The following is a 19,201-nucleotide window of genomic DNA, read 5'->3' on the forward strand; positions in this document are numbered from 1 at the left end:
GTCGAGTTAACGTCAATGGTGTTGACGTGCCGCGACGTTGACCCTCGGGACGAATCAAACCGCAGCGGCAGCCCGTCGGTCAACATGTCTATCCCGTGCCTCGGTGAGGAACTCCGAGATCTCGACCGCGCAGCGCCTCGCGTGTGACGCATCAACGAGATCGAATGCGTGGCCGGCACGAGGTACTTCGGAGTACTCCACCGGATTGCGCGACTGCGCTCTCAGTGCAGTGTAGAACCGTCGCGCTTCGTCGACCGGGATGATCGCGTCATGCTCGCCGTGGATCAAGAAGAAGGGTGGCGCGTCGGCGTGAATACGCGCCATCGGCGACGCGGCGGCGAAGACCTCCGGGTGACGAGACTGACTGCGCCGCACGACGACTCGCTCGAGAAACCCCTGGAAGTTCCGACGGGTCGCCGTCGAGCGGTCCTGCCAGTCGTAGCGGCCGTAGATTCCGACGACCGCATCCACCGACGTGTCGGCATCGTCGGCCAGTTCGCCGCGAAACTCGGGATCACCCGGGGTGAGACCGGCCAGTGCCGCAAGGTGGCCACCCGCCGAACAGCCTGCGATGGCGACGAATTCGCGGTCACCGCCGTACTGGTCGATGTTCGCGCGGGCCCACGCGATCGCTGCGTTGACGTCGGCGATGTGTCGCGGCCAGCGGTGCACCGGTGACACCCGGTAGTCCATCGTCACGCACACCCAGCCCTGCCCTACAAGATGCGACAGGAGCGTGTGCCCCTGCAGTACGCGCGTGCCCTGCACCCATGCCCCTCCCGGCACGAACAGCAGAACCGGCGCGCCGCGCGACAAGTCGGGGCGCCGCCACACGTCCAGGAGCTGAGCCGGGTGATCACCGTAGCGAATTGAGCTGCTGTATAGGCATTTCCGACGCTGAGCGCGGGCGCGCAAGTAGGGCGGCACGCGACCTGCGGTGGCTATGCCATCGGGCGGCGACGTCGCCGCACCTGCGTCGGCGCGCCGATTCAGGGCCGCACGGAAGGCCGCGGGTGCGTAGTGGCCACCCCAGAGCGCCAACGCCGTCAACCCGGCGAACGGTTCGAGGTGCTTGCCCACGACGGGTACGGACGAGTACATCCTGGTGCAGGCAAGCATGACCTCGACGGGATGCAGCCGAGCGATCCGGCGGTCCCGAGACCGCGGTGTCTGGGTGGGGACCGTAGGAGTCGAACTCGAGATCGTCATCGGCTATGGCCGCGCCGCGCCGCGTGAGGTCGTGTCGTCAGGGCACGACGAGCAGTCCGCGGTACCGATGCTGAATTGCCCGCACGCAGGGCAGATGAAGGGAATCATGGGGGCGTCTTCCGCTAGCAGGAGTCAGACGCCGAATTGACTGCAGCGTTGGCGCTTTTGTACCCGCTATCGGGTGAGACGAAACACACGTTGTGCGTAGTCTCGAAATCGTGAGCAACGGTCGCACGAAGGTGCTGGTCATCGGGGGCGGGTTCGGCGGACTCTTCTGCGCACGCAGTCTGGGCGATGCCGACGTCGACGTCACCCTGCTCGATCGCGCCGCATGCCACGTCTTCCAACCTCTGCTATACCAGTGCGCCACCGGCACGCTGAGCATCGGTCAGATCAGTCGCTCGCTACGAGAGGAACTGGCTCGGCACCGAAACGTCACCACCTTGCTCGGCGAGGCGGTCGAACTCGACGCCGAGGCGCGCCGAGTCACCGCGCGTCGCCCCGACGACACGACGTTCGTCCTCGATTACGACGTGCTCATCCTCGCCGCGGGGATGCGGCAGTCGTACTTCGGCCACGAGGAGTTCGCCACGTGGGCGCCGGGAATGAAGACCCTCGACGATGCCCTGAGCATCCGGCGCCGCCTCTTCGCCGCCTTCGAGATCGCGGAGACACTGCCTGCCGGCCCGGAGCGCGAAGGTTGGCTCACCTTCGCCATCGCCGGAGGCGGACCGACCGGAGTGGAACTGGCCGGCCAGATCCGTGAAATGGCAACCCGCGCACTGGCAAACGAGTTCCACAGCATCGAACCCGAAGACGCCCGGGTGCTGCTGTTCGACGGCGGTGAGTGCGTCCTCGCCAGCTTTGCGCCGGGCTTGTCGGCCAAGGCCGCCAAGATCCTGGAACGGTTGGGCGTCGAACTGCACATGGGCGTCCACGTCACCGACGTACGCCGCGAGGGCATCACCGTCACGCCGAAGGCGGGCGGATCGACCGAGGAGTTCGCGGCACGGACGGTGCTGTGGACGGCCGGGGTGGAAGCCGTGCCGTTCGCCAGACGAGTCGCCGAGGTGCTGGGAGCCGACACGGACCACGCGGGACGCATCGCGGTCGACGCCGATTTGTCCGTGCCCGGGCATCGAGAAGTCTTCGTCATCGGCGATCTGGTCGGCCGCGACAAGCTGCCCGGGGTGGCCGAGAACGCCATGCAGGGCGGTCTGCACGCCGCCGCCTGCATCCGTCACGACCTCGCGGGCAGGGCCCGCAAGGACTTCCGCTACCGCGATGTCGGCTCAGCCGCCTACATCAGCCGCGGCCACGCTCTACTCGAGGCCGGTCCAGTCAAGTTGTCGGGCTTCTTCGGTTGGCTCGCTTGGGGTTTCATCCACATCGCGTTCCTCACCGGGGTACAGAACCGGGTCAGCACCGTCGCCACCTGGCTGTTCGCGATTGCCCGTGCACGACGTACCGACCGCACCTTCATGCTCGGCAGCCCGACCTCCCACGAGCAGCCGTACACCTGGTCGGCGTGCGGTCCCGCGTCGGCCCTTGCGGCGACGACCCAGAAAGACACGCGTCATGTCGTGGATTAGCCGCAGGTCGCGACGGGTATGCACCACACGCGGGCGGGAGCAAACTGCCCATGACGGAAGGCCTCGGCGATGAGCGTGGTAGTCGAGCGAGGCACGGCACGGTGCCCTCGGTGCATGACTCAGACGAATTACTGCTTCCGCGAGGGCGACGGCGGACTCCTGCGTTACGAGGTGTCCTGCCAACCCTGCGGTTTCGTCTACGTCGACGACTGCATGTCATCACGGGAGAATGCACCCGCCGCATAGCGCTTGAAAGCCGCTGCCCTCGGCCTGCGAGCGGCCGTTGGCTGCCAGCACGGCCAGTTCTGGCCCCGTACCCGACGACCCAAAGGTCCGCGAACCGTCGGGCACATCACTTGATATCGGCAGCCTCAAGGGACGTCAATGTGGGGTGGCCTTCACGGGCGGGACGGCTTTTACCGGCGCAATCGTCCCCGAGTACGTCAGCGTCGTCGTGGCACCGGTCGACATCGATCCGCCGGACACGAGGGCCGTCTTACCGTCGCCGCCACCACCGGCTGCCACCCCGATGATTCCCATCGCGAGTAGCGCAGTCCCGCCGATTAATGCGGCCTGCGTCTTGCGGTCGATGCGGTTGCCGGTTCGCTTCATGTTGATCCACCAATCGTCGCGTCAGGTACACGTCGATTAGGCCCGTCGCACGCCACGCGCGGGCGGCGACCAAGCACATTCACAGGACGTTGGCATGGGAGGGCCAGCATCGACTCAGCCGCCTCGGCACCGCAAGCTCCCGGCGGCCGACCGCACTGCGGCGGTGACGGCGTCGATCGTCGGGCTGTCCAGCTTCCAGCACTGCCAGAACAGCGGTACGTCGAGGTGTACGGCGGCAATCCGTGCGAACGATCCGTCGGCCAGCATCGGCGCGGCCGCCTGCTCCGGGTACATGGCCCACCCCAGCCCGGCCAGCGCAGCTGCCCGGAAACCCTCGGCAGTGGGCACGTAATGAATCGGGCGGGTGATTGCCCGGCCAAAGACCCTGCGTACCAACATGTCCTGCAACGCATCCTCGCGATTCCACGCCAGCGAAGGAGACGCCGCGGCCGTCAGCGCGGTAAACCCGTCGGGCAAATGACGTTCGACGAATCCAGGACTGGCCACCGGTAGGTACCGCATCACCCCGAGGGCCTGCATGCGGCACCCGGACACCGGAGTGCGCTCGGTCGTGACCGCGCCCATCACCGCACCCTCGCGCAGCAGCCGTGCCGAGTGGTCCTGGTCCTCGATCCGAATGTCGAACAACACTTGCGGCAACCGGCCGAGGAGCGCGGTGAACCAGGTCGACATCGAGTCTGCGTTGACCGCCAGTGCCACCCGGGTGCGTTCTGTCTGGCCGCCACCCATCTCGGCCAGCGCCTCGGACTCCAGCAACGCGGTCTGCGCCGCCAACCTCAGCAGCGGAACGCCCGCGGCCGTTGCCCTACAAGGCTTCTCCCGCTTGACCAATACCTGGCCGACGCCGTGTTCAAGAGCCTTGATGCGCTGACTGATTGCCGACGGAGTCACGTGCAGCCTCGATGCCGCGGCATCGAAGGAGCCCAGTTCCACGACGGCCGCGAGTGCGGCCAGCTGTTGGGCGTCGAGACTCACATGAGCGATTCTAATGCTAGTGAAGAATCATTAGCTGTACTGCAGCTGCCCCGAGTCCTAGCTTCGAGGGATGAACTCGCCCCTCGTCATGGGATTCCTGGCGTCCTTCGCGCTGATCGCCGCCATCGGCGCACAGAACGCGTTCGTCCTCCGGCAGGGCATCCGCCGCGAGCACGTACTACCCGTGGTGGCGATGTGCACGGTGTCGGACGTCGTACTGATCGCCGCGGGCATCGCCAGCGTCGGCGCGCTGATCGGCGCCCACCCCGGCGCCATGACCGTCGTCAAATTCGGCGGCGCGCTCTTCCTCGTCGGCTACGGACTGATGGCGGCCAAGCGCGCGTGGCGGCCCGACTCGCTGACGCCTTCCGACGCGGCGCCCGCCCGACTGGCCGAAGTGCTCGTCACGTGCGCTGCTTTGACGTTCCTCAATCCGCACGTGTACCTCGACACCGTCGTACTTCTCGGTGCCCTGGCCAACGAGCACCGCGAGGAACGCTGGCTGTTCGGCATCGGGGCAGTGACCGCCAGCGCGGTCTGGTTCGTCGGCCTCGGACTCGGCGCACGCCGACTGTCCGGACTCTTCGCCACGCCGATCACCTGGCGGGTGCTCGACTGCCTCATCGCCGCGACGATGATCGGCCTCGGCGTCTCGCTCGCGGTGCCCTGACGCTACGGTCCGAGCCCGATCCCGAATCGGCCGCCGCTGAAGCAGACGGAGCCGTTGCACCAGTAACCCCACGCGCCGAGGTCGGCCCGGGCCGGGGGCGCAGCGTGCGTCCCGCGGATGTCTCCCTGGGCGCAGACGACCGTCCCGCTGGAGTCGTTACACCCCGCCGAGGCCGCCGGTGCGCCCGCGAAGGCGGCCACCCCGAGCGCGGCCGAACACATGATCAGCCGAACGGATGGAGCCAGGTTCGGGCCTCTACGCATGATCACTCCTCGTGGGTGCACTTCAAGCATGCACCCGCACGAGACATCATGGTCGTCATGAGCGTCATGAGCGTCGCGAAGTCCGTCTTCATCACCGGTGCCGCCGCGGGCATCGGCCGCGCGACCGCTTTGTCCTTCGCCAGGCACGGCTACGTCGTCGGCGCCTACGACATCGACGAGGTCGGCTTGAAGACCCTTGCCGACGAGATCGGAGACCTTGGCGCCCGGGCGGTGACCGGCCACCTCGACGTGACCGACGCCGACGAGATGGCGCGGCGCGTCGCCGAATTCGCCAAGGCGGCGGGCGATCGCCTGGACGTGATGATCAACAACGCGGGCATTCTGATCGCGGGTCGCTTCGAGGAGATCGCCGTCACGGCCCATCACAGGGAGATCGACATCAACACCAAGGGCGTCGTGAGCGGCCTGCACGCCGCGTTCCCGTTTCTGAAGGCCACGCCCGGCGCTGTCGTCGTCAACCTCGCGTCTGCGTCGGCGATCTACGGCCAGGCCGAGCTGGCGAACTACAGCGCGACCAAGTTCTTCGTCCGCGCGATGACCGAGGCCCTCGACATCGAGTGGAAGCAGTACGGAATTCGCGTGATCGCCATGTGGCCGCTCTACGTGCAGACGGCGATGACCGACGACATCACGACGGGCAGCACGCAATCCCTGGGCATTCGCCTCACCGCCCAGGACATCGCCGACGACATCGTGAAGGCCGTCGATCCGTCGTGGCCGCGGCGGCTGATCCACCAGGTGCACTTCCCGGTCGGGTCGCAGGCGAAGGCCCTGGCGACGGGCGCGCGATTCTCACCGGCGTGGCTGACCCGGCTGGTCAACAAGCGGATCGCGCACAGCTGAACCGCATCTCCGCCGACTGCACGCTTCTTGCACACGAATGTCGACAAGGCCCGTAAACATGCGTGCAGTCGGCGTGGGGAATTCGATGCTGCGATCGCCCCGCAGACGATGGCGGCGATGACGCTGCCGCAATCGCACGGCGACCCGCGAGTTCACGTCGCCGTCGACCACCGTTTGCGGTTGCGCCCCTCAAAGTTTCGCTGTCGCCTGCCACCCGGCGGCACCAGGCTGCGACAGGATGGCGATGTGACGGAGATCGACTTCTCCATCCTCGACGTTCCGCGAGAAGCACCGCCCGATCCGGAAGCGTACCTACGGGCCGCGATGGCATGGCACTTCGGCGCCGACACCGGCTCACCGTTCTGGCTGCGCGCGGCCGAACACCTGGCCTTCGACCCACTGACCGACGTCCGCACCTACGCCGACCTGGCCCTGTTTCCAAATCTCGTCGACCAGCTGCGTAGCGCGCCCGTCGAAGACCTCATCCCCCGCGGGTACGGATTGCCGCTGCCCATTCCCCGGATCTACGAGTCCGGCGGTACCACGGGAGCCCCCAAGCGGACCGCGCAGCTGCCGGACTGGGTCGAGCAGGTCACCCGGTGGCAGGTAGCGGACTTCACCGCCGGCGGCTTCGTGACGGGCGGCGGGCTGCTGTGCATGATGCCGAGCGGCCCCCACGGCGTCGGACACTTCGACCGCGAGGTTGCCGAGCGCCTCGGATCCACGTTTCACCCAGTCGACCTGGATCCGCGCTGGGTCAAGAAACTCGCGGCCCGGGATGCGACCGCGGAGGTGTCGTCCTACGTCGACCACGTCGTCGAGCAGGCAAGGTCCATCCTCGATACGCAGTCCGTCGCCAACCTGCATGCCACGCCCCCGTTGCTCGAGGCCCTGGCCGGCGATGACCGGCTCGTCGACCTCGTCAACGAGAAGATCCGCTACATCCTGCTCGGCGGACCTCACGTCGACGCGGACACTCTCGACGTGCTGCGCGAGATGTTCCCCCACGCCGGCGTTTCCACGGTTTTCGGTAGCACCATGATTCTGTCGCAGGCTGCCACCAGGGTCGGGGCCGGCGGCGAATTCGTCTTCGACCCACGGTCGCCGTACGTGGTGTTCTGGGTGATCGACCCCGACACTCGTGAACGGGTGCCCTACGGGGAGCGGGGCCAGGTCGTGATGAACCACGTCAGCAAGGGCATGCTGATCCCCAACAACGTGGAGCGCGACACCGCGATCCGGGCTCCAGGCCGAGGCGGGCAGGTCGGCGATTCCGTCAGTGAGGTGGCGCCCGTGGCCATCTTCGACGGACAACCCATCATCGAGGGCGTGTACTGACGATGGACCTCGTCGCCCTCGACGCGCTCGGTCCGGCGGGCGAATACCGCACGCGCAAGCCCGAACTCATCCGTGATACCGGCGGTGTCCCCGTCGCAGAGCTGAGCGTGGTACCGCGGCTGTTCGTCACCCGGTCCGTCAGCGCGCAACGCGCAGTGCAGCCGTTGCCCCTCAGCGAGCGCGAGTCCGCGCTGACCCGGGCGTCCGAACTGTTTCTCACCTCTTCCATCGCGGGACTCGACTTCGCCGAGTACATCGCGTTGACATGCCGGGTGACGGGTCTTCCGATGCGCGTCGCACGTGCGGGTGGGCATGCGGTGGCCGATTCGCTGGTAACGACATTCGACGCAATACGTCCCGCGAAGCCCGCCGGCGCAAGCCTCGACTGGCGCGACGTCGGCGAGCAAGGCGGCGCGGTCTGGGCTCGCCGGGGCGACGTGCTTGCGGTGCTCGCGCCCGGCAACGCTCCCGGGGTGCATGGACTTTGGCCGCAGGCGCTCGCGCTGGGCTACCGCGTCGCAGTCCGGCCGTCGCGACGCGAACCGTTCACGGCGCACCGGCTCATAATCGCGTTGCGCCAGGCCGGATTTCGCCACGAGCATGCACTGTTCCTGCCCATCGAGCACTCCGTTGCCGACGAACTCGTCCGCGCCGCTGACCTCGCCATGGTCTACGGCGGTCAGGACGTGACCGACCACTACGCATCCGATCCGACGGTGCTCGTGAACGGTCCCGGTCGCACCAAGATCTTGATCACGGCCGACTGCGATTGGCGCGACCACCTCGACGTCATCGTCGAATCGATCGGCGGGCTCGGCGGGATGGCCTGCGTCAACACCACTGCGGTCCTCCTCGAAGGCGACCCGGAGCCACTGGCGCAAGCAATCGCCGAGCGACTGGCGGCCGCCACGCCGCTGTCCAACGTCGACGAGGCAGCCATCCTTCCCACCATGCCGCTCTCCGACGCGCGAGCACTCGCCGAGCACCTCGCGCGTCGGGGCCGCGGCACCGAACCGGTACTCGGCGCCGATCAGGTGGTCGTCGACCTCGGCGATGGTTACGCCGCGCTACGCCCCGCCGTCCACCTGCTGAGGCGGCCGGACGTCGACCTCCTCAACGTCGAACTGCCCTTCCCGTGCGCGTGGGTGTCCGCCTGGTCCAGAGCCGACGGTCTGGGCCCGCTGCGAAACTCACTGGTGATCAATGCGATCACCAGTGACGGCACCCTGATCGACGACCTCCTTGCCGACCCGACCGTCACCAACGTCTACAGCGGACGTCAACCCACCCAGTTCGCGAGGCCTCGGATTCCGCACGACGGCTACCTGGCTGACTTCCTGATGCGCAACAAGGGCTTCCACCGCGCCTAGGCCGCTCCCGGCACACGGGCCGGCTGCTCGGTGTCGTCCCCCTTCTTGCCGATGCGACGAAGGAATGACGACGCCGAGACCAGGAACCGCGACACCCTGGTCGGCTGCCCGCCGTTTCGGCGCTCCAGGAGGCCACCGGCCTTGCTCAGAACGAAGGCGATGGCGGGCACCAGGAGGGTGATCAACAGGAACCGGCGTACCGGGCTACTCAATAGGGCCAACATGGCGCTCGTCCGTCCGCTACCTGGTGCGTCCGGCCTGGCTACGACGACCAACGATTCCGAGATAGCCGGCGATCAGCACCACTGCGAAGATGACCCCGACGAGGAACGGAATGATCTTGAAGCCACCGTTCTGGTTGGAGTAGCCGAGCTTGTAGGACACCCAGGTGCCCAGGAACGAGCCCAGAGCGCCCAGCACGATGGTGACGATGACGCCGATGTTCTGCTTGCCCGGCATCACGAGTCGGGCGAGGGCGCCGACGATGAGCCCGACGACGATGGCGCCGATGATGGTTCCGATCACGAATGAGTCCTTTGGTCAGGGCACCAGGTGGTGCCCGCACTTGTTACCCGCGGCAGGAGCAGTTCAATCGCGATGCCCCCGCATGGTGCGGCGGGGTGCCACGAGGGATTCATCCGCGGTTGGTCTCCGCGACCGCCACGAGTCGATCGCGACGGATGGACTGGTCTCCATGACCGCGCTGGAAGGAGACGACATGCAAGACCTCGACACCACCCCCGATCAGGACGCCACCCCCGCAACCGTCATCCGACAGGTCCTGGAGCGTCAGCTCGTCGCAGGCCAGGGACTGGGCGCCCAACTCGTCGGCGCCTCCACCGAGATATCCGTTGCCCTCGTGCACGCACCGGTCACCGTCATCGACGAGATCCGCAGTGGCGCAACGCTGCCCGCAGCACTGGCCCACACCCGCACGGAGGTGCGCGGTGTCGTCGGCAGTACGGGCACCCGAGTTCGCACCGCGATCGGTGAGTACGTGGGAAACCAGGCCACCCTGCCCAATGCGGTCGTGGTCGGTGCCGCCGACGTCGCCGAAGCAGTCCTCCGCGGCCAGGGCAACGTGGCCGGGTCGGCCATCGACTCCGCGTTCGCCGTCGCGACGATCGCCGCTCGCGGTGGCGACGTCAAGGACGCGCTGGGGCGAGAGCGACACCACGTGGCCGCTCGGGCCGACGCGGCACGTACCGACATCGTCGAATCCTGGGACCGCGCCCGCGAGGAGATCCGCGGCGCCGTCAATGATTACGACGAGTACCTCGAGGCCTTCTCCGACGAGGACTAGTCCGTGTTCGGCGGCCCCGCCGTCCGATACCGATTACGCTCGGCCGCGTGCCACTGATCTGGTCCCGACGGAGTTTCCTGGCCATCACCGCGGGCCTCGCCCTGACCACCGTGGCCTGCAGTTCCGATAAACCCGGCACGGTAGCCGGCGACGGGTCCGTCACCGTCAAACACGTCTTCGGCGAGACCAAGATCCCGTCCGCGCCCAAGCGGGTCGTCAGCGCCGGATTCACCGAACAGGACGACCTGCTTGCGCTCGGGGTCGTTCCGATCGCCGTCACCGACTGGTTCGGTGGCGAACCGTTCGCCGTATGGCCATGGGCCCTGCCCAAACTCGGCACCGCGCAGCCCGTCGTACTCAACCTCTACGACGGCATCCAGGTCGACCAAATCGCGGCGCTCAAGCCCGATCTCATCGTCGCCACCAACGCAGGTCTCGACCAGGACACCTACACGAAGCTGTCCGCCATCGCGCCGACCATCGCGCAGTCCGGCCAGAACGCGTTCTTCGAACCGTGGAAGGACCAGGCGACCACCATCGGTCAGGCGGTGTTCAAGTTCGACGAGATGACCAAGCTCGTCGCCGACGTGGACGCGAAGTTCGCCGACGTCGGAAAGAACAACCCGACGTTCAACGGCAAGAAGATCGTGGTGGTCAGCGCCACGACCTACCAGGACGACTACGACGTCACCCCGCCCGGCTGGCGTACCGAGTTCCTGACGCAGATGGGCTTCGCCATCCCGGACAGCGTCAACGCCGTCGTGAAGGACGACCGCGCCCAGGTGCCGCGCGACCGCCTGGCATCGGTCCTCGATGCCGCCGACGTCGTCGTATGGAAGACCCAGAGCGACGAGGAACAGGGCGCACTGCTCACCGACCCGACGTTCGCCACCCTGAAGTCGACGAAGACCAATAGAAACGTCTTCACGGGCAAGGATCTCGCCGGCGCGCTGGCGTTCACGTCGGTGTTGTCCTATCCGTTGGTGGCCGACCAGTTACCGCAGATGATCGCAGGAGTTCTCGCCTGACAAGATGTGCGGGTGACCAGCCTCAAGCCCGAAAGGCCGACAGCATTCGCACAGGTGGGTTCGGCCTACTATCCGATCCTCGTCGCGGTGTTCACGGCCCTGGTCATCATCTCCAACGTCACCGCTACCAAGGGCGTGGCCTTCGGGCCCATCATCACCGACGGCGGCTTCATCGTGTTCCCCCTGACCTACGTGATCGGCGACGTCCTGTCCGAGGTGTACGGATTCAAGGCGGCGCGGCGCGCGATCGTCCTCGGTTTCTCGATGAACGTGTTGGCCGCGCTGGCGTTCTGGGTCACGATCTATCTCCCCGCCGCCGACTTCTACGCTAACCAGGCAGCGTTCGAGAACGTCGTACACGCCTACACGCAACTGATCATCGCCGGGCTCGCGGGGTTCATCGTCGGGCAGACCATCAACGCCTGGGTCGTCGTGGCGATCAAGGAACGCACCAAGGAGAAGCACCTGTGGGCCCGCCTCGTCGGATCGACGTTTGCCGGCCAACTCGGCGACACGTTGGTTTTCTGTAGTATCGCGGCCAGCGCGATCGGCATCACCACCTTCCGCGACTTCGCCGTCTACACGGCCCTCGGCTGGTTATACAAGACCGCGGTCGAGGTGGTCATGCTGCCCATCACGTACCGCGTGATCGCGTACATCAAGCGCAAGGAGCCGACCTACGAGCCCGCGGTGTGAAGCATCTCTGAGGCTCCTCTGGCGAGATCCTAAGGCTTGATGAAAACGTAGCTACTGGTGGGTAGCTTGTGAAGATGACGGTCTCGGCTGAATTGACGAACGTGATGCCCCTCGGCACGGTGCACGACTACGGGGACCAGGCGCTGCTGCTCGACCTCGACAGCACGGCCGAAGTGCTGGCCTGGTGCGACGCGCTACGGGAAGCGAAACTGCTCGGCGTCCTCGACATCGTCCCGGCGTCCCGCTCGGTGTTGCTCAAGCTCGCTGGCCCGCGGTACCCGGCGGCGACGCGGGCGCGCCTCGACCGGCTTCGCGTGGAACCGGTTGCGACCGATGCCGACACCGCATCAACCGATCGTCGTGCCGACGTCACGATCGACGTCGTCTACGACGGCGAGGACCTCGACGAGGTGGCGCGACTGACCGGACTCTCCCCCGACCAGGTCGTCGCAGCCCACACCGCCGCACCGATGCGCGTCGGGTTCGGTGGTTTCGTTCCTGGATTCGCCTACCTGGTCGGCGGCGACGAACGCCTCCACGTGCCGCGCCGGGCCGAGCCGCGAACCAGGGTGCCCGTTGGATCCGTCGGGCTGGCAGGCGAATTCAGCGGCGTCTACCCCCGGGAGACCCCTGGTGGTTGGCAGCTCATCGGACGCACCGATGCGGTCCTCTGGGACGTCGAACGCGACCCGCCAGCACTTCTGCCCGGCAAGTGGGTGCAGTTCCGGGCGATCGAATAGGGGCCGATATGACCACCCTCGAAATCCTGACGACCGGCCCCTTGGCCCTGCTCGAGGACCTGGGCAGACCGGGACTTGCGCACATGGGCGTGACCCGCTCCGGTGCGGCCGACCGTCGTTCCCACACGCTGGCCAACAGGCTGGTCGCCAATCCTCGTGACCGTGCCACCATCGAGGTCACGTTCGGCGGATTCTCGGCACGCGTGCGGGGCGGCAACGTCGCCATCGCCGTCACGGGTGCCGACGCCGATCCGTCGGTGAACGGACTTCCCTTCGGCACCAACAGCATTCACTACGCCCACGACGGTGAGGTGATCTCCCTCGGCACGCCGCAGTCGGGCCTTCGAAGCTACCTCGCCGTCCGGGGCGGCATCGACGTCGAGCCGATGCTCGGCTCCCGAAGCCATGACGTGATGTCGGCGATCGGCCCGCCGCCGCTGAAACCCGGTGACGTGCTGTCCATCGGCGAGCACACCGCCGACTTCCCCGAGCTCGACCAGGCACCGGTCGCGTCCATCGCCAGGGACCTGCTCGAGCTCCTCGTCGTTCCGGGGCCGCGCGACGACTGGTTCACCGATCCGGACGCCCTGGTGCACACCGACTGGGTCGCGTCCGACCGAAGTGACCGCGTCGGGATGCGGCTTAACGGCCGACCCCTGCACCACCGCTGGCCCGACCGGCAGCTCCCCAGCGAGGGTGCCAGCTGCGGCGCAATTCAGGTGCCGCCCAACGGTTTACCCGTCATTCTCGGTCCCGACCATCCGGTGACCGGCGGCTATCCCGTGATCGGCGTGGTGGCGGATCAGGACATCGACCGGGTGGCCCAGGTGCGGCCCGGACAGCACGTGCGGATGCACTGGTCGCGTCCACGCAGACGGTAGTTTTAGTCGTCGGCCCCTGGTAGGAACGAGGTGTGCTCCACACTGCGCGCCTGGTTCACACGTCCGATCTCGATGGCGAGACGCGTGAGGACGCCCGCATGATGCTCGTCGACGCCTTCGCCGACGGCGAGATCGACTTCACCGACGCCGACTGGGAACACTCACTCGGCGGCATGCATGCGCTGATCTGCGTCCGCGGCGCCCTGATCGCGCACGGCGCGGTGGTGCAACGTCGGCTGATCCATCAGGGCACCGCTCTGCGCTGCGGCTATCTCGAGGCAGTGGCGGTGCGGGAGGACTGGCGCGGCCAGGGTCTCGCGATGGCCGTGATGAATGCCCTGGAGCAGGTGTTGCGCGGCGCGTACCAGTTGGGGGCCCTCAGCTCGTCGGAAGCGGGCAGGCACATCTACGCGTCGCGAGGTTGGCTGCCGTGGCAGGGAACGACGGCCGTCCTGGCCCCTTCCGGAGTGACTCCCACCCCTGACGACGACGGATCGATCTTCGTGCTGCCACTGAGCGTCGAGCTCGACACCGCCGGCGAGATCACGTGCGACTACCGCAACGGCGACGTGTGGTGACCAGCTAGAAGGCGCCTCACAGTGACACCTCCCCGCGGGCGAGGGGACGTTCACCGCAGGATCGTGGTCCGCGAGTCGCGACATTCGCAGGCAAGGCCGTGGTACTGACCGGATTCCGGATGGCGGTGACCTCAGCCAGACGTGCCGATGAGCTGAGCACGCTGTTGCGCCGTCGCGGGGCTTCGGTCACCAGCGCGGCCGAGATCGCGATGGTGCCGCTGCCCGACGACGACGAGCTTCACGACCACCCCCAGGCGTTGATCGCCGCCTTGTCCAAGGCCCGCGTCGTGTCCCGCGGACCCAAGGCGACCGGCGCACTGAAGGCAGCTGGGCTGCCCGAGGAGTGGTCCGGAGTCGGAGTCCTCACGCAAAGTTCTTCAGTACCTGCGTGTGGGCGGCATCTCGGGTCTGCGGATCGCCGTGCAACTGCACGGGGCCACGGCGGAGTGGGACCCGTTCCCCGAGTTCCTCGACGATCTGCGCGCCGCGGGGGCCGAGGTCGTGCCGATCCGCGTCTACCGCTGGCACCCTGCGCCGCGCGACGGGGGCTTCGACGCGCTCGTCGGTGGCGTCGCCGAGCACGAGTTCGACGCGGTCAGCTTCACGTCTGCGCCCGCCGTGGCGGCCAAGCCGATGCGGGCAGTCGAGATGGGCATCGAGGACAAGGTGCTCGCCGCGTTGCGGACCGACGTGCATGCGATGTGCGTAGGCCCGGTGACCTCTCGTCCGCTGGTGCGACTAGGGGTACCGACGTCGGCACCCGAGCGGATGCGGCTGGGCGCACTGGCCCGCCACATCACCGACGAGCTGCCACTTCTGCAGTCCAGGACCGTCACGGTCGCCTGCCACGTGCTGGAGATCCGCGGTACCTGTGTCCTGGTCGACCGCGTCGTCAAGGAGCTACCCCCGGCAGGCATGGCGACCATCCGTGCGCTCGCCCACCGGCCGGGAAACGTCGTGTCGCGCGGTGCCCCCACTCAACGCGCTGCCGGGCGGTGGTACCGACACGCACGCCGTCGAGACGGCGGTGCTGCGGTTGCGGGCGGCACTGGGTGACAAGCACATCGTGACGACGGTCGTGAAGCGTGGCTATCGACTGGCCGTTGACGACCATCCGGTGGGCGTCGCGTGAACCCCCTGCTCGTCGCCCACGGCACCCGAAAGGTCCACGGGGTGGCGATGATCGCCGATCTCGCCGAGCGGGTCAGCGGCCACCTCGGTCAACGGGTGCGCACCGCGTTCGTCGACGTGCTCGGACTGACGCCGGCCGACGTGCTGTCGGCGCTGCCCGACGGGGCGGCCGTCGTGGTGCCTGCGTTCCTGGCCAGCGGCCATCACGTCCGGGTCGACATCCCGCGGTTCGTCGAAGCCAGCGGCCACCCGAACGAGACCGTGACCGACGCGCTCGGACCGTCGCCGCACATCGTTCGGGTGCTCATCGACCGCCTCGTCGAATCTAGCTGGCGTCCATCGGATTCGGTGATAGTGGCCGCAGCCGGAACCTCAGACCCTCGCGCCGAGCGCGACCTCCGGATCACGGCCGCACTGTTGTCGGCCGCGATCGGCCGGCGGGTGGAACTCGCGTACGCGGCGACCGGTGAGCCACGCGTCGCCGATGCCGTCACCGCCCTGCGCTCCGATGGCGCCCGCCGGGTCGTCGTTGCGTCGTATCTGTTGGCGGACGGCCTCTTTCAAGACCGGTTGCACCAGTCCGGGGCCGACGTGGTGACCGCACCCCTGGGCACCCACGCCGGCGTGGCCCGGTTGATCGCGAGCCGATTCCGGCGGGCACGGCTACCCGTCCCCCCCTGAGGGGCCACCTTGCGCGCCCGCCGAGACTACGGTTAGTGACGGGAATCGGCGATTTTCCGTCACTAACCGTAGTCTCGGCGCGTTTCGTGGAGGTGTGATGACGCAAAGCGCGGTCCTGAACACCTACCGCTTCCTGCGCGGCGGCATGCCGGTGATGATCGTCTTGCTCGGCGCTGCGGTGCTCATCGAACGCCTACATGCCACGTGTTGGCAGACCTCCATCAGCGCGTACTACTTCACGTCCGCGCACGCCATATTCATCGCGGCACTCTGCGCCATCGGTGCCATGCTCATCGTCTACAAGGGCAGCAGCGACACCGAGGACGTCCTGCTGAACCTGGCAGGCGTTCTCGCCTTCGTCGTCGCCATGGTTCCGACGTCGCGGCCCGTACTATTTAGTGGCTGTGCGGATCTGAACATCGGGATCCAGTCGGCCATCGCGAACGTGTGGGCCGTCGTCATCGCCCTGGTGGTGTCCCGCGCCGCCTCGTGGTGGATGTACCGCCGGACCGGCACCGCGCCACGCCGGAGCGCACTCGGCACGGCGGCGGTGTGGGGGCAACGCCTGCTGCTGGCGGTGGGCGTGGTCACGCTGGTGTTGGCCCCGGACTGGTTTCGCACCAACGCCCATGGCGTCGCCGCTGTCGCCATGTTCGCCTCGGTCATCCTGACGGTCGTCATCACCGCCTTCGTGGCGGGCAATCAGGATGCCGACAAGTGTCCGCACCGCAGGCGCTATCAGTTGATCTACCAGTGGATCTCAGCGGTCATGGTGCTGACCTTGGCCGCGGCGGTGTGCCTGCATCAGATTCTGGACCGGTTCAACCACGCGGTCATCGTCGTCGAGGCGGCTCTGATCATCGAGTTCGCCGCCTACTGGGTGGTGCAGACCATCGAACTGTGGGGCACGCCGACCCGGGGCAGCCTGATGGCGGAGCGGGATACGTCCGACAGTCGGATCCTGCGCGCTCTCTAGCCCCCCGGGCCGCGAACGTGGAGATCATCCACGCTCCCATCGAATTTGCGTGGGGGTAATCCACGTTCGGCGGTGGCGGTGGCCAGCTAGCTCCCGACTTCCACGCATCCGCCGTCGGTGATCCTGGTCCGATAGACCGGCAGCGTCACGTCGGGGGTGTCGAGGCAGGTGCCGTCGTCGAGGGCGAACGCCTGCTTCTTGATCGGCGAATGCACACACGCCCGTCCGGCCCGGTCCCCGACGATCCCGCGCGACATCACCGCCGCACCCGAGAACGGGTCGACGTTCCCGATCGCCCACAGTGATCCGTCGTCGAGTCGGAACAGCGCGACCTGGACCCCGTCGGGCAACAGTACGCCCGCGCCGCGGCCCGGCAGCTGGCGGTCGTAGTCGCACGCAGGAGTCCAGACCCGGACGTCCTTGGCATCGTCGAGCAGTGTCACGGCTATTCCCATCAACGGACGGTCGGCATGCCGATGGGCGCCTTGCGGCCCGATCGCTTGGTGAATTCCACTGTGGGATAAACGACTTCGGGTGCGTTGACGAATGACACGAATCGCGAGAGCTTGTCGGGATCGTCCAGCACACCCTTCCACTCGCAGGCATAGCCATCGACGTGCCTGGCGACCGCATCCTCGAACTCAGCCGCCAGGCCGAGCGAGTCGTTGCAGACCACGTCGCGCAGATGATCCAGCCCGCCCTCGAGGCCCTCCACCCACGGCGCGGTGCGCTGGAGGCGGTCGGCGGTGCGGATGTAGAACATCAGGAAGCGGTCGATGTAGCGGATCAGCGTCTCGTCGTCGAGTTCGCCGGCCAGCAGCTGTGCGTGTTTCGGTGTCGCGCCGCCGTTCCCGCCGACGTAGAGGTTCCAGCCCGTCTCGGTCGCGATGACACCGACGTCCTTGCCGCGCGCCTCGGCGCACTCCCGCGCGCAGCCGGACACGCCCATCTTGATCTTGTGCGGGGCACGCCGAGATTGCCATCATGTCGCGTCGCGTGAATCACCCGTCACGGTGTGCTCACCCGTCGTCGATTCGGGTTGTGAGCACTCAGACGTGGCCGGCGTTCGTCGGCGTCGTCGTGCCGTACGGGTTGTAGATGGTCGTGGTCGTCGTCGGGGTGGTGGGCTCGTCGATGGACGGCTGATCGCTGCTCGGCACCTCGGTGGTCGCGGGCGCGCCGGTGTCCTGGCTGGTCTGGACACTCGGCAGGGCGTAGCTCGTCGATGACGACGACGTCGTGTACGCGGATCCCGACGTGGTGTCTGCCGACGACGGCGCGGGCGGCACGAAGGCAGGCGCGTGCGCCGAGTCCGACGTCCGGATCACCGCCACCACCAGCAGGACGACCAGCACGACGGCCGACGCCCCCGCAGCCCATGTGACGCCGGGGTGATCGTGCCAGTCCCACCGCTCGTGCTCGTCGTCCACGGGCGGATGGTAGGACGGCGAGCCGAACGGCAGGCAAACGCGTCAGCGCCAGCGTGCCAGGAGCGTCTCCGCGTGCCCGGACAGGAACCGTTGGAAGAACGGGCCGAAACTGATCCGGCCGACCCCGAGCGGACCGAACGATGCGGGATCGTCGGTATCGGGCAGCGCGATCGCATTGACCGGCAACGGCAGTTCGGACGTCAGCCGGCGCATGGTGTCCGGATCGGGTCTGCCGACCGGATAGAGGCTGTCGGCGCCGGCCTCTGCCGCGAGCGTCAGACGGGCGATGGCGCGGTCGACGCGATCGGCCTCGTCGCCGTCTTCGCGGATGAACAGGTCGGTGCGCGCGTTGATCACCACGTGCACGCCTGCCGCGTCGGACGCCATGCGCAATTCGGCGACCAGCGCGGCATGCTCCTCGGGCGTGCGCAGCCGCTTGCCTTCCTTGTGCACGGTGTCCTCGATGTTCAGGCCCACCGCACCCGCCGCGAGTAGTCCGTCGATCAGCCGCTGGGCTGTCTCGCCGTATCCCGATTCGACGTCTACCGAGATCGGCACGTCCACCGCACCGGTGATCTGGGCGACGCGCGCCGTCAGATCGTCGAAGGACATCCCCTCGCCATCGGCCTTGCCCACCGAATCGGCCACCGGGTGACTGCCGATCGTCAGCGCGGCGAACCCGGCGTCGACCGCGAGCTTCGCCGACCACGCGTCCCACACGGTCGGCAGGATCACCGGTTTGCCGGGCACGTGCAGCGCCTTCAGCGTCGTCGCACGCTCCTGCAGAACCTCTTCCGACACTCTTCAACCTCCACTGTTCGACGTGACCCGTCTCACTCTTAA

Annotated in this window: 23 protein-coding genes and 2 pseudogenes; 15 read left to right on the forward strand and 10 right to left on the reverse strand. The window is 67.4% G+C overall.

What is annotated here, in order from left to right:
- Positions 1–54 precede the first annotated feature (54 nt).
- On the reverse strand, positions 55–1,209 hold the full coding sequence (locus VET27_RS12030) for an alpha/beta hydrolase (protein ID WP_526518314.1): 1,155 nt from the start codon (positions 1,207–1,209) through the stop codon (positions 55–57).
- 215 nt (positions 1,210–1,424) lie between these two features.
- Here VET27_RS12030 and VET27_RS12035 point away from each other — a divergent pair, with 215 nt between their 5' ends.
- Positions 1,425–2,801 carry an NAD(P)/FAD-dependent oxidoreductase gene (locus tag VET27_RS12035; protein ID WP_526518454.1) on the forward strand — a complete coding sequence of 459 codons (1,377 nt, stop codon included), beginning with the start codon at positions 1,425–1,427 and terminating at the stop codon, positions 2,799–2,801.
- 114 nt (positions 2,802–2,915) lie between these two features.
- A complete protein-coding gene (locus VET27_RS12040) occupies positions 2,916–3,047 on the forward strand; it encodes a hypothetical protein (protein WP_526518316.1) in 132 nt (43 codons plus the stop codon).
- Positions 3,048–3,182: 135 nt separating this feature from the next.
- On the opposite strand, the gene VET27_RS12045 is transcribed toward VET27_RS12040, so the two are convergent.
- Entirely contained in the window at positions 3,183–3,413 is a 231-nt protein-coding gene (locus VET27_RS12045; RefSeq protein ID WP_526518318.1) for a hypothetical protein, read from the reverse strand.
- A 114-nt stretch (positions 3,414–3,527) separates the two neighbouring features.
- Positions 3,528–4,409 carry an ArgP/LysG family DNA-binding transcriptional regulator gene (locus VET27_RS12050; protein WP_526518320.1) on the reverse strand — a complete coding sequence of 294 codons (882 nt, stop codon included), beginning with the start codon at positions 4,407–4,409 and terminating at the stop codon, positions 3,528–3,530.
- Between the two features lie 70 nt (positions 4,410–4,479).
- On the opposite strand from VET27_RS12050, the gene lysE reads away from it, so the two are divergent.
- Positions 4,480–5,079 (forward strand): L-lysine exporter, encoded by a 600-nt coding sequence (lysE, locus tag VET27_RS12055; protein ID WP_526518322.1) that lies wholly within the window; start codon positions 4,480–4,482, stop codon positions 5,077–5,079.
- Between the two features lie 2 nt (positions 5,080–5,081).
- Here the strand turns inward: lysE and VET27_RS12060 are convergent, their stop codons facing one another.
- Complete coding sequence (locus tag VET27_RS12060; RefSeq protein ID WP_526518324.1) at positions 5,082–5,342, reverse strand: hypothetical protein; 261 nt, start codon at positions 5,340–5,342, stop codon at positions 5,082–5,084.
- Positions 5,343–5,408: 66 nt separating this feature from the next.
- On the opposite strand from VET27_RS12060, the gene VET27_RS12065 reads away from it, so the two are divergent.
- From VET27_RS12065 to VET27_RS12075, 3 genes are all read left to right on the forward strand, one after another.
- On the forward strand, positions 5,409–6,206 hold the full coding sequence (locus VET27_RS12065) for an SDR family oxidoreductase (RefSeq protein ID WP_526518456.1): 798 nt from the start codon (positions 5,409–5,411) through the stop codon (positions 6,204–6,206).
- 246 nt (positions 6,207–6,452) lie between these two features.
- Complete coding sequence (locus VET27_RS12070; protein ID WP_526518326.1) at positions 6,453–7,544, forward strand: phenylacetate--CoA ligase family protein; 1,092 nt, start codon at positions 6,453–6,455, stop codon at positions 7,542–7,544.
- A 2-nt stretch (positions 7,545–7,546) separates the two neighbouring features.
- A complete protein-coding gene (locus VET27_RS12075; RefSeq protein ID WP_526518328.1) occupies positions 7,547–8,914 on the forward strand; it encodes an aldehyde dehydrogenase family protein in 1,368 nt (455 codons plus the stop codon).
- On the opposite strand, the gene VET27_RS12080 is transcribed toward VET27_RS12075, so the two are convergent.
- Positions 8,911–9,138, reverse strand: a complete 228-nt coding sequence (locus VET27_RS12080; RefSeq protein ID WP_526518330.1) for a hypothetical protein — start codon at positions 9,136–9,138, stop codon at positions 8,911–8,913. The two genes, VET27_RS12075 and VET27_RS12080, sit on opposite strands and share 4 nt — an antisense overlap.
- A gap of 16 nt (positions 9,139–9,154) precedes the next feature.
- Positions 9,155–9,439: a GlsB/YeaQ/YmgE family stress response membrane protein gene (locus tag VET27_RS12085; protein WP_526518332.1), complete on the reverse strand. Its 285-nt coding sequence runs from the start codon at positions 9,437–9,439 to the stop codon at positions 9,155–9,157.
- A 169-nt stretch (positions 9,440–9,608) separates the two neighbouring features.
- Between VET27_RS12085 and VET27_RS12090 the strand changes: the two genes are divergently transcribed.
- From VET27_RS12090 to VET27_RS12130, 9 genes and pseudogenes are all read left to right on the forward strand, one after another.
- The gene (locus tag VET27_RS12090; protein WP_526518334.1) at positions 9,609–10,217 is read left to right on the forward strand and encodes a hypothetical protein; all 609 of its coding nucleotides are present in this window, start codon (positions 9,609–9,611) and stop codon (positions 10,215–10,217) included.
- A 47-nt stretch (positions 10,218–10,264) separates the two neighbouring features.
- Positions 10,265–11,245, forward strand: coding sequence for an ABC transporter substrate-binding protein (locus tag VET27_RS12095; RefSeq protein ID WP_526518336.1), 981 nt, complete (start codon positions 10,265–10,267; stop codon positions 11,243–11,245).
- A 12-nt stretch (positions 11,246–11,257) separates the two neighbouring features.
- Complete coding sequence (locus tag VET27_RS12100; RefSeq protein WP_526518338.1) at positions 11,258–11,941, forward strand: queuosine precursor transporter; 684 nt, start codon at positions 11,258–11,260, stop codon at positions 11,939–11,941.
- Between the two features lie 74 nt (positions 11,942–12,015).
- Positions 12,016–12,681, forward strand: coding sequence for a 5-oxoprolinase subunit B family protein (locus VET27_RS12105; protein WP_526518340.1), 666 nt, complete (start codon positions 12,016–12,018; stop codon positions 12,679–12,681).
- 8 nt (positions 12,682–12,689) lie between these two features.
- Positions 12,690–13,562, forward strand: coding sequence for a 5-oxoprolinase/urea amidolyase family protein (locus VET27_RS12110; protein WP_526518342.1), 873 nt, complete (start codon positions 12,690–12,692; stop codon positions 13,560–13,562).
- A gap of 32 nt (positions 13,563–13,594) precedes the next feature.
- Positions 13,595–14,140 (forward strand): GNAT family N-acetyltransferase, encoded by a 546-nt coding sequence (locus VET27_RS12115; protein WP_526518344.1) that lies wholly within the window; start codon positions 13,595–13,597, stop codon positions 14,138–14,140.
- Positions 14,141–14,259: 119 nt separating this feature from the next.
- Positions 14,260–15,272: pseudogene (locus VET27_RS12120) on the forward strand (uroporphyrinogen-III synthase).
- Complete coding sequence (locus VET27_RS12125) at positions 15,269–15,952, forward strand: sirohydrochlorin chelatase (RefSeq protein ID WP_526518346.1); 684 nt, start codon at positions 15,269–15,271, stop codon at positions 15,950–15,952. The pseudogene VET27_RS12120 and the gene VET27_RS12125 overlap by 4 nt, the downstream one beginning before the upstream one ends.
- 97 nt (positions 15,953–16,049) lie before the next feature.
- Positions 16,050–16,928, forward strand: a complete 879-nt coding sequence (locus tag VET27_RS12130; RefSeq protein ID WP_526518348.1) for a hypothetical protein — start codon at positions 16,050–16,052, stop codon at positions 16,926–16,928.
- An 86-nt stretch (positions 16,929–17,014) separates the two neighbouring features.
- Here VET27_RS12130 and nirD read toward each other — a convergent pair whose 3' ends face one another.
- The 4 genes and pseudogenes from nirD to VET27_RS12150 form a co-directional block, all read right to left on the reverse strand.
- Positions 17,015–17,371: a nitrite reductase small subunit NirD gene (nirD, locus tag VET27_RS12135; RefSeq protein WP_526518458.1), complete on the reverse strand. Its 357-nt coding sequence runs from the start codon at positions 17,369–17,371 to the stop codon at positions 17,015–17,017.
- A gap of 11 nt (positions 17,372–17,382) precedes the next feature.
- A pseudogene (locus tag VET27_RS12140) lies at positions 17,383–17,910 on the reverse strand (nitrite reductase (NAD(P)H)); the annotation flags it as partial.
- A gap of 67 nt (positions 17,911–17,977) precedes the next feature.
- Positions 17,978–18,358: a hypothetical protein gene (locus VET27_RS12145; RefSeq protein WP_526518350.1), complete on the reverse strand. Its 381-nt coding sequence runs from the start codon at positions 18,356–18,358 to the stop codon at positions 17,978–17,980.
- Between the two features lie 42 nt (positions 18,359–18,400).
- Positions 18,401–19,159, reverse strand: coding sequence for an isocitrate lyase/PEP mutase family protein (locus VET27_RS12150; protein WP_526518352.1), 759 nt, complete (start codon positions 19,157–19,159; stop codon positions 18,401–18,403).
- Between the last annotated feature and the right edge of the window lie 42 nt (positions 19,160–19,201).

The sequence above is a fragment of the Mycobacterium sp. genome (assembly GCF_035633495.1).
In the GTDB taxonomy this organism is placed as follows: Bacteria; Actinomycetota; Actinomycetes; order Mycobacteriales; family Mycobacteriaceae; genus Mycobacterium.

Excerpts from the sequence above, each read along its gene's own strand:
- VET27_RS12045 (WP_526518318.1), bottom strand. The coding sequence starts at position 3,413 with ATGAAGCGAACCGGCAACCGCATCGACCGCAAGACGCAGGCCGCATTA.
- VET27_RS12090 (WP_526518334.1), top strand. The coding sequence starts at position 9,609 with ATGACCGCGCTGGAAGGAGACGACATGCAAGACCTCGACACCACCCCC.
- VET27_RS12080 (WP_526518330.1), bottom strand. The coding sequence starts at position 9,138 with ATGTTGGCCCTATTGAGTAGCCCGGTACGCCGGTTCCTGTTGATCACC.
- VET27_RS12065 (WP_526518456.1), top strand. The coding sequence starts at position 5,409 with ATGAGCGTCGCGAAGTCCGTCTTCATCACCGGTGCCGCCGCGGGCATC.
- VET27_RS12075 (WP_526518328.1), top strand. The coding sequence starts at position 7,547 with ATGGACCTCGTCGCCCTCGACGCGCTCGGTCCGGCGGGCGAATACCGC.
- VET27_RS12130 (WP_526518348.1), top strand. The coding sequence starts at position 16,050 with ATGACGCAAAGCGCGGTCCTGAACACCTACCGCTTCCTGCGCGGCGGC.
- VET27_RS12060 (WP_526518324.1), bottom strand. The coding sequence starts at position 5,342 with ATGCGTAGAGGCCCGAACCTGGCTCCATCCGTTCGGCTGATCATGTGT.
- lysE (WP_526518322.1), top strand. The coding sequence starts at position 4,480 with ATGAACTCGCCCCTCGTCATGGGATTCCTGGCGTCCTTCGCGCTGATC.
- VET27_RS12105 (WP_526518340.1), top strand. The coding sequence starts at position 12,016 with ATGACGGTCTCGGCTGAATTGACGAACGTGATGCCCCTCGGCACGGTG.
- VET27_RS12040 (WP_526518316.1), top strand. The coding sequence starts at position 2,916 with ATGACTCAGACGAATTACTGCTTCCGCGAGGGCGACGGCGGACTCCTG.
- VET27_RS12110 (WP_526518342.1), top strand. The coding sequence starts at position 12,690 with ATGACCACCCTCGAAATCCTGACGACCGGCCCCTTGGCCCTGCTCGAG.
- VET27_RS12030 (WP_526518314.1), bottom strand. The coding sequence starts at position 1,209 with ATGACGATCTCGAGTTCGACTCCTACGGTCCCCACCCAGACACCGCGG.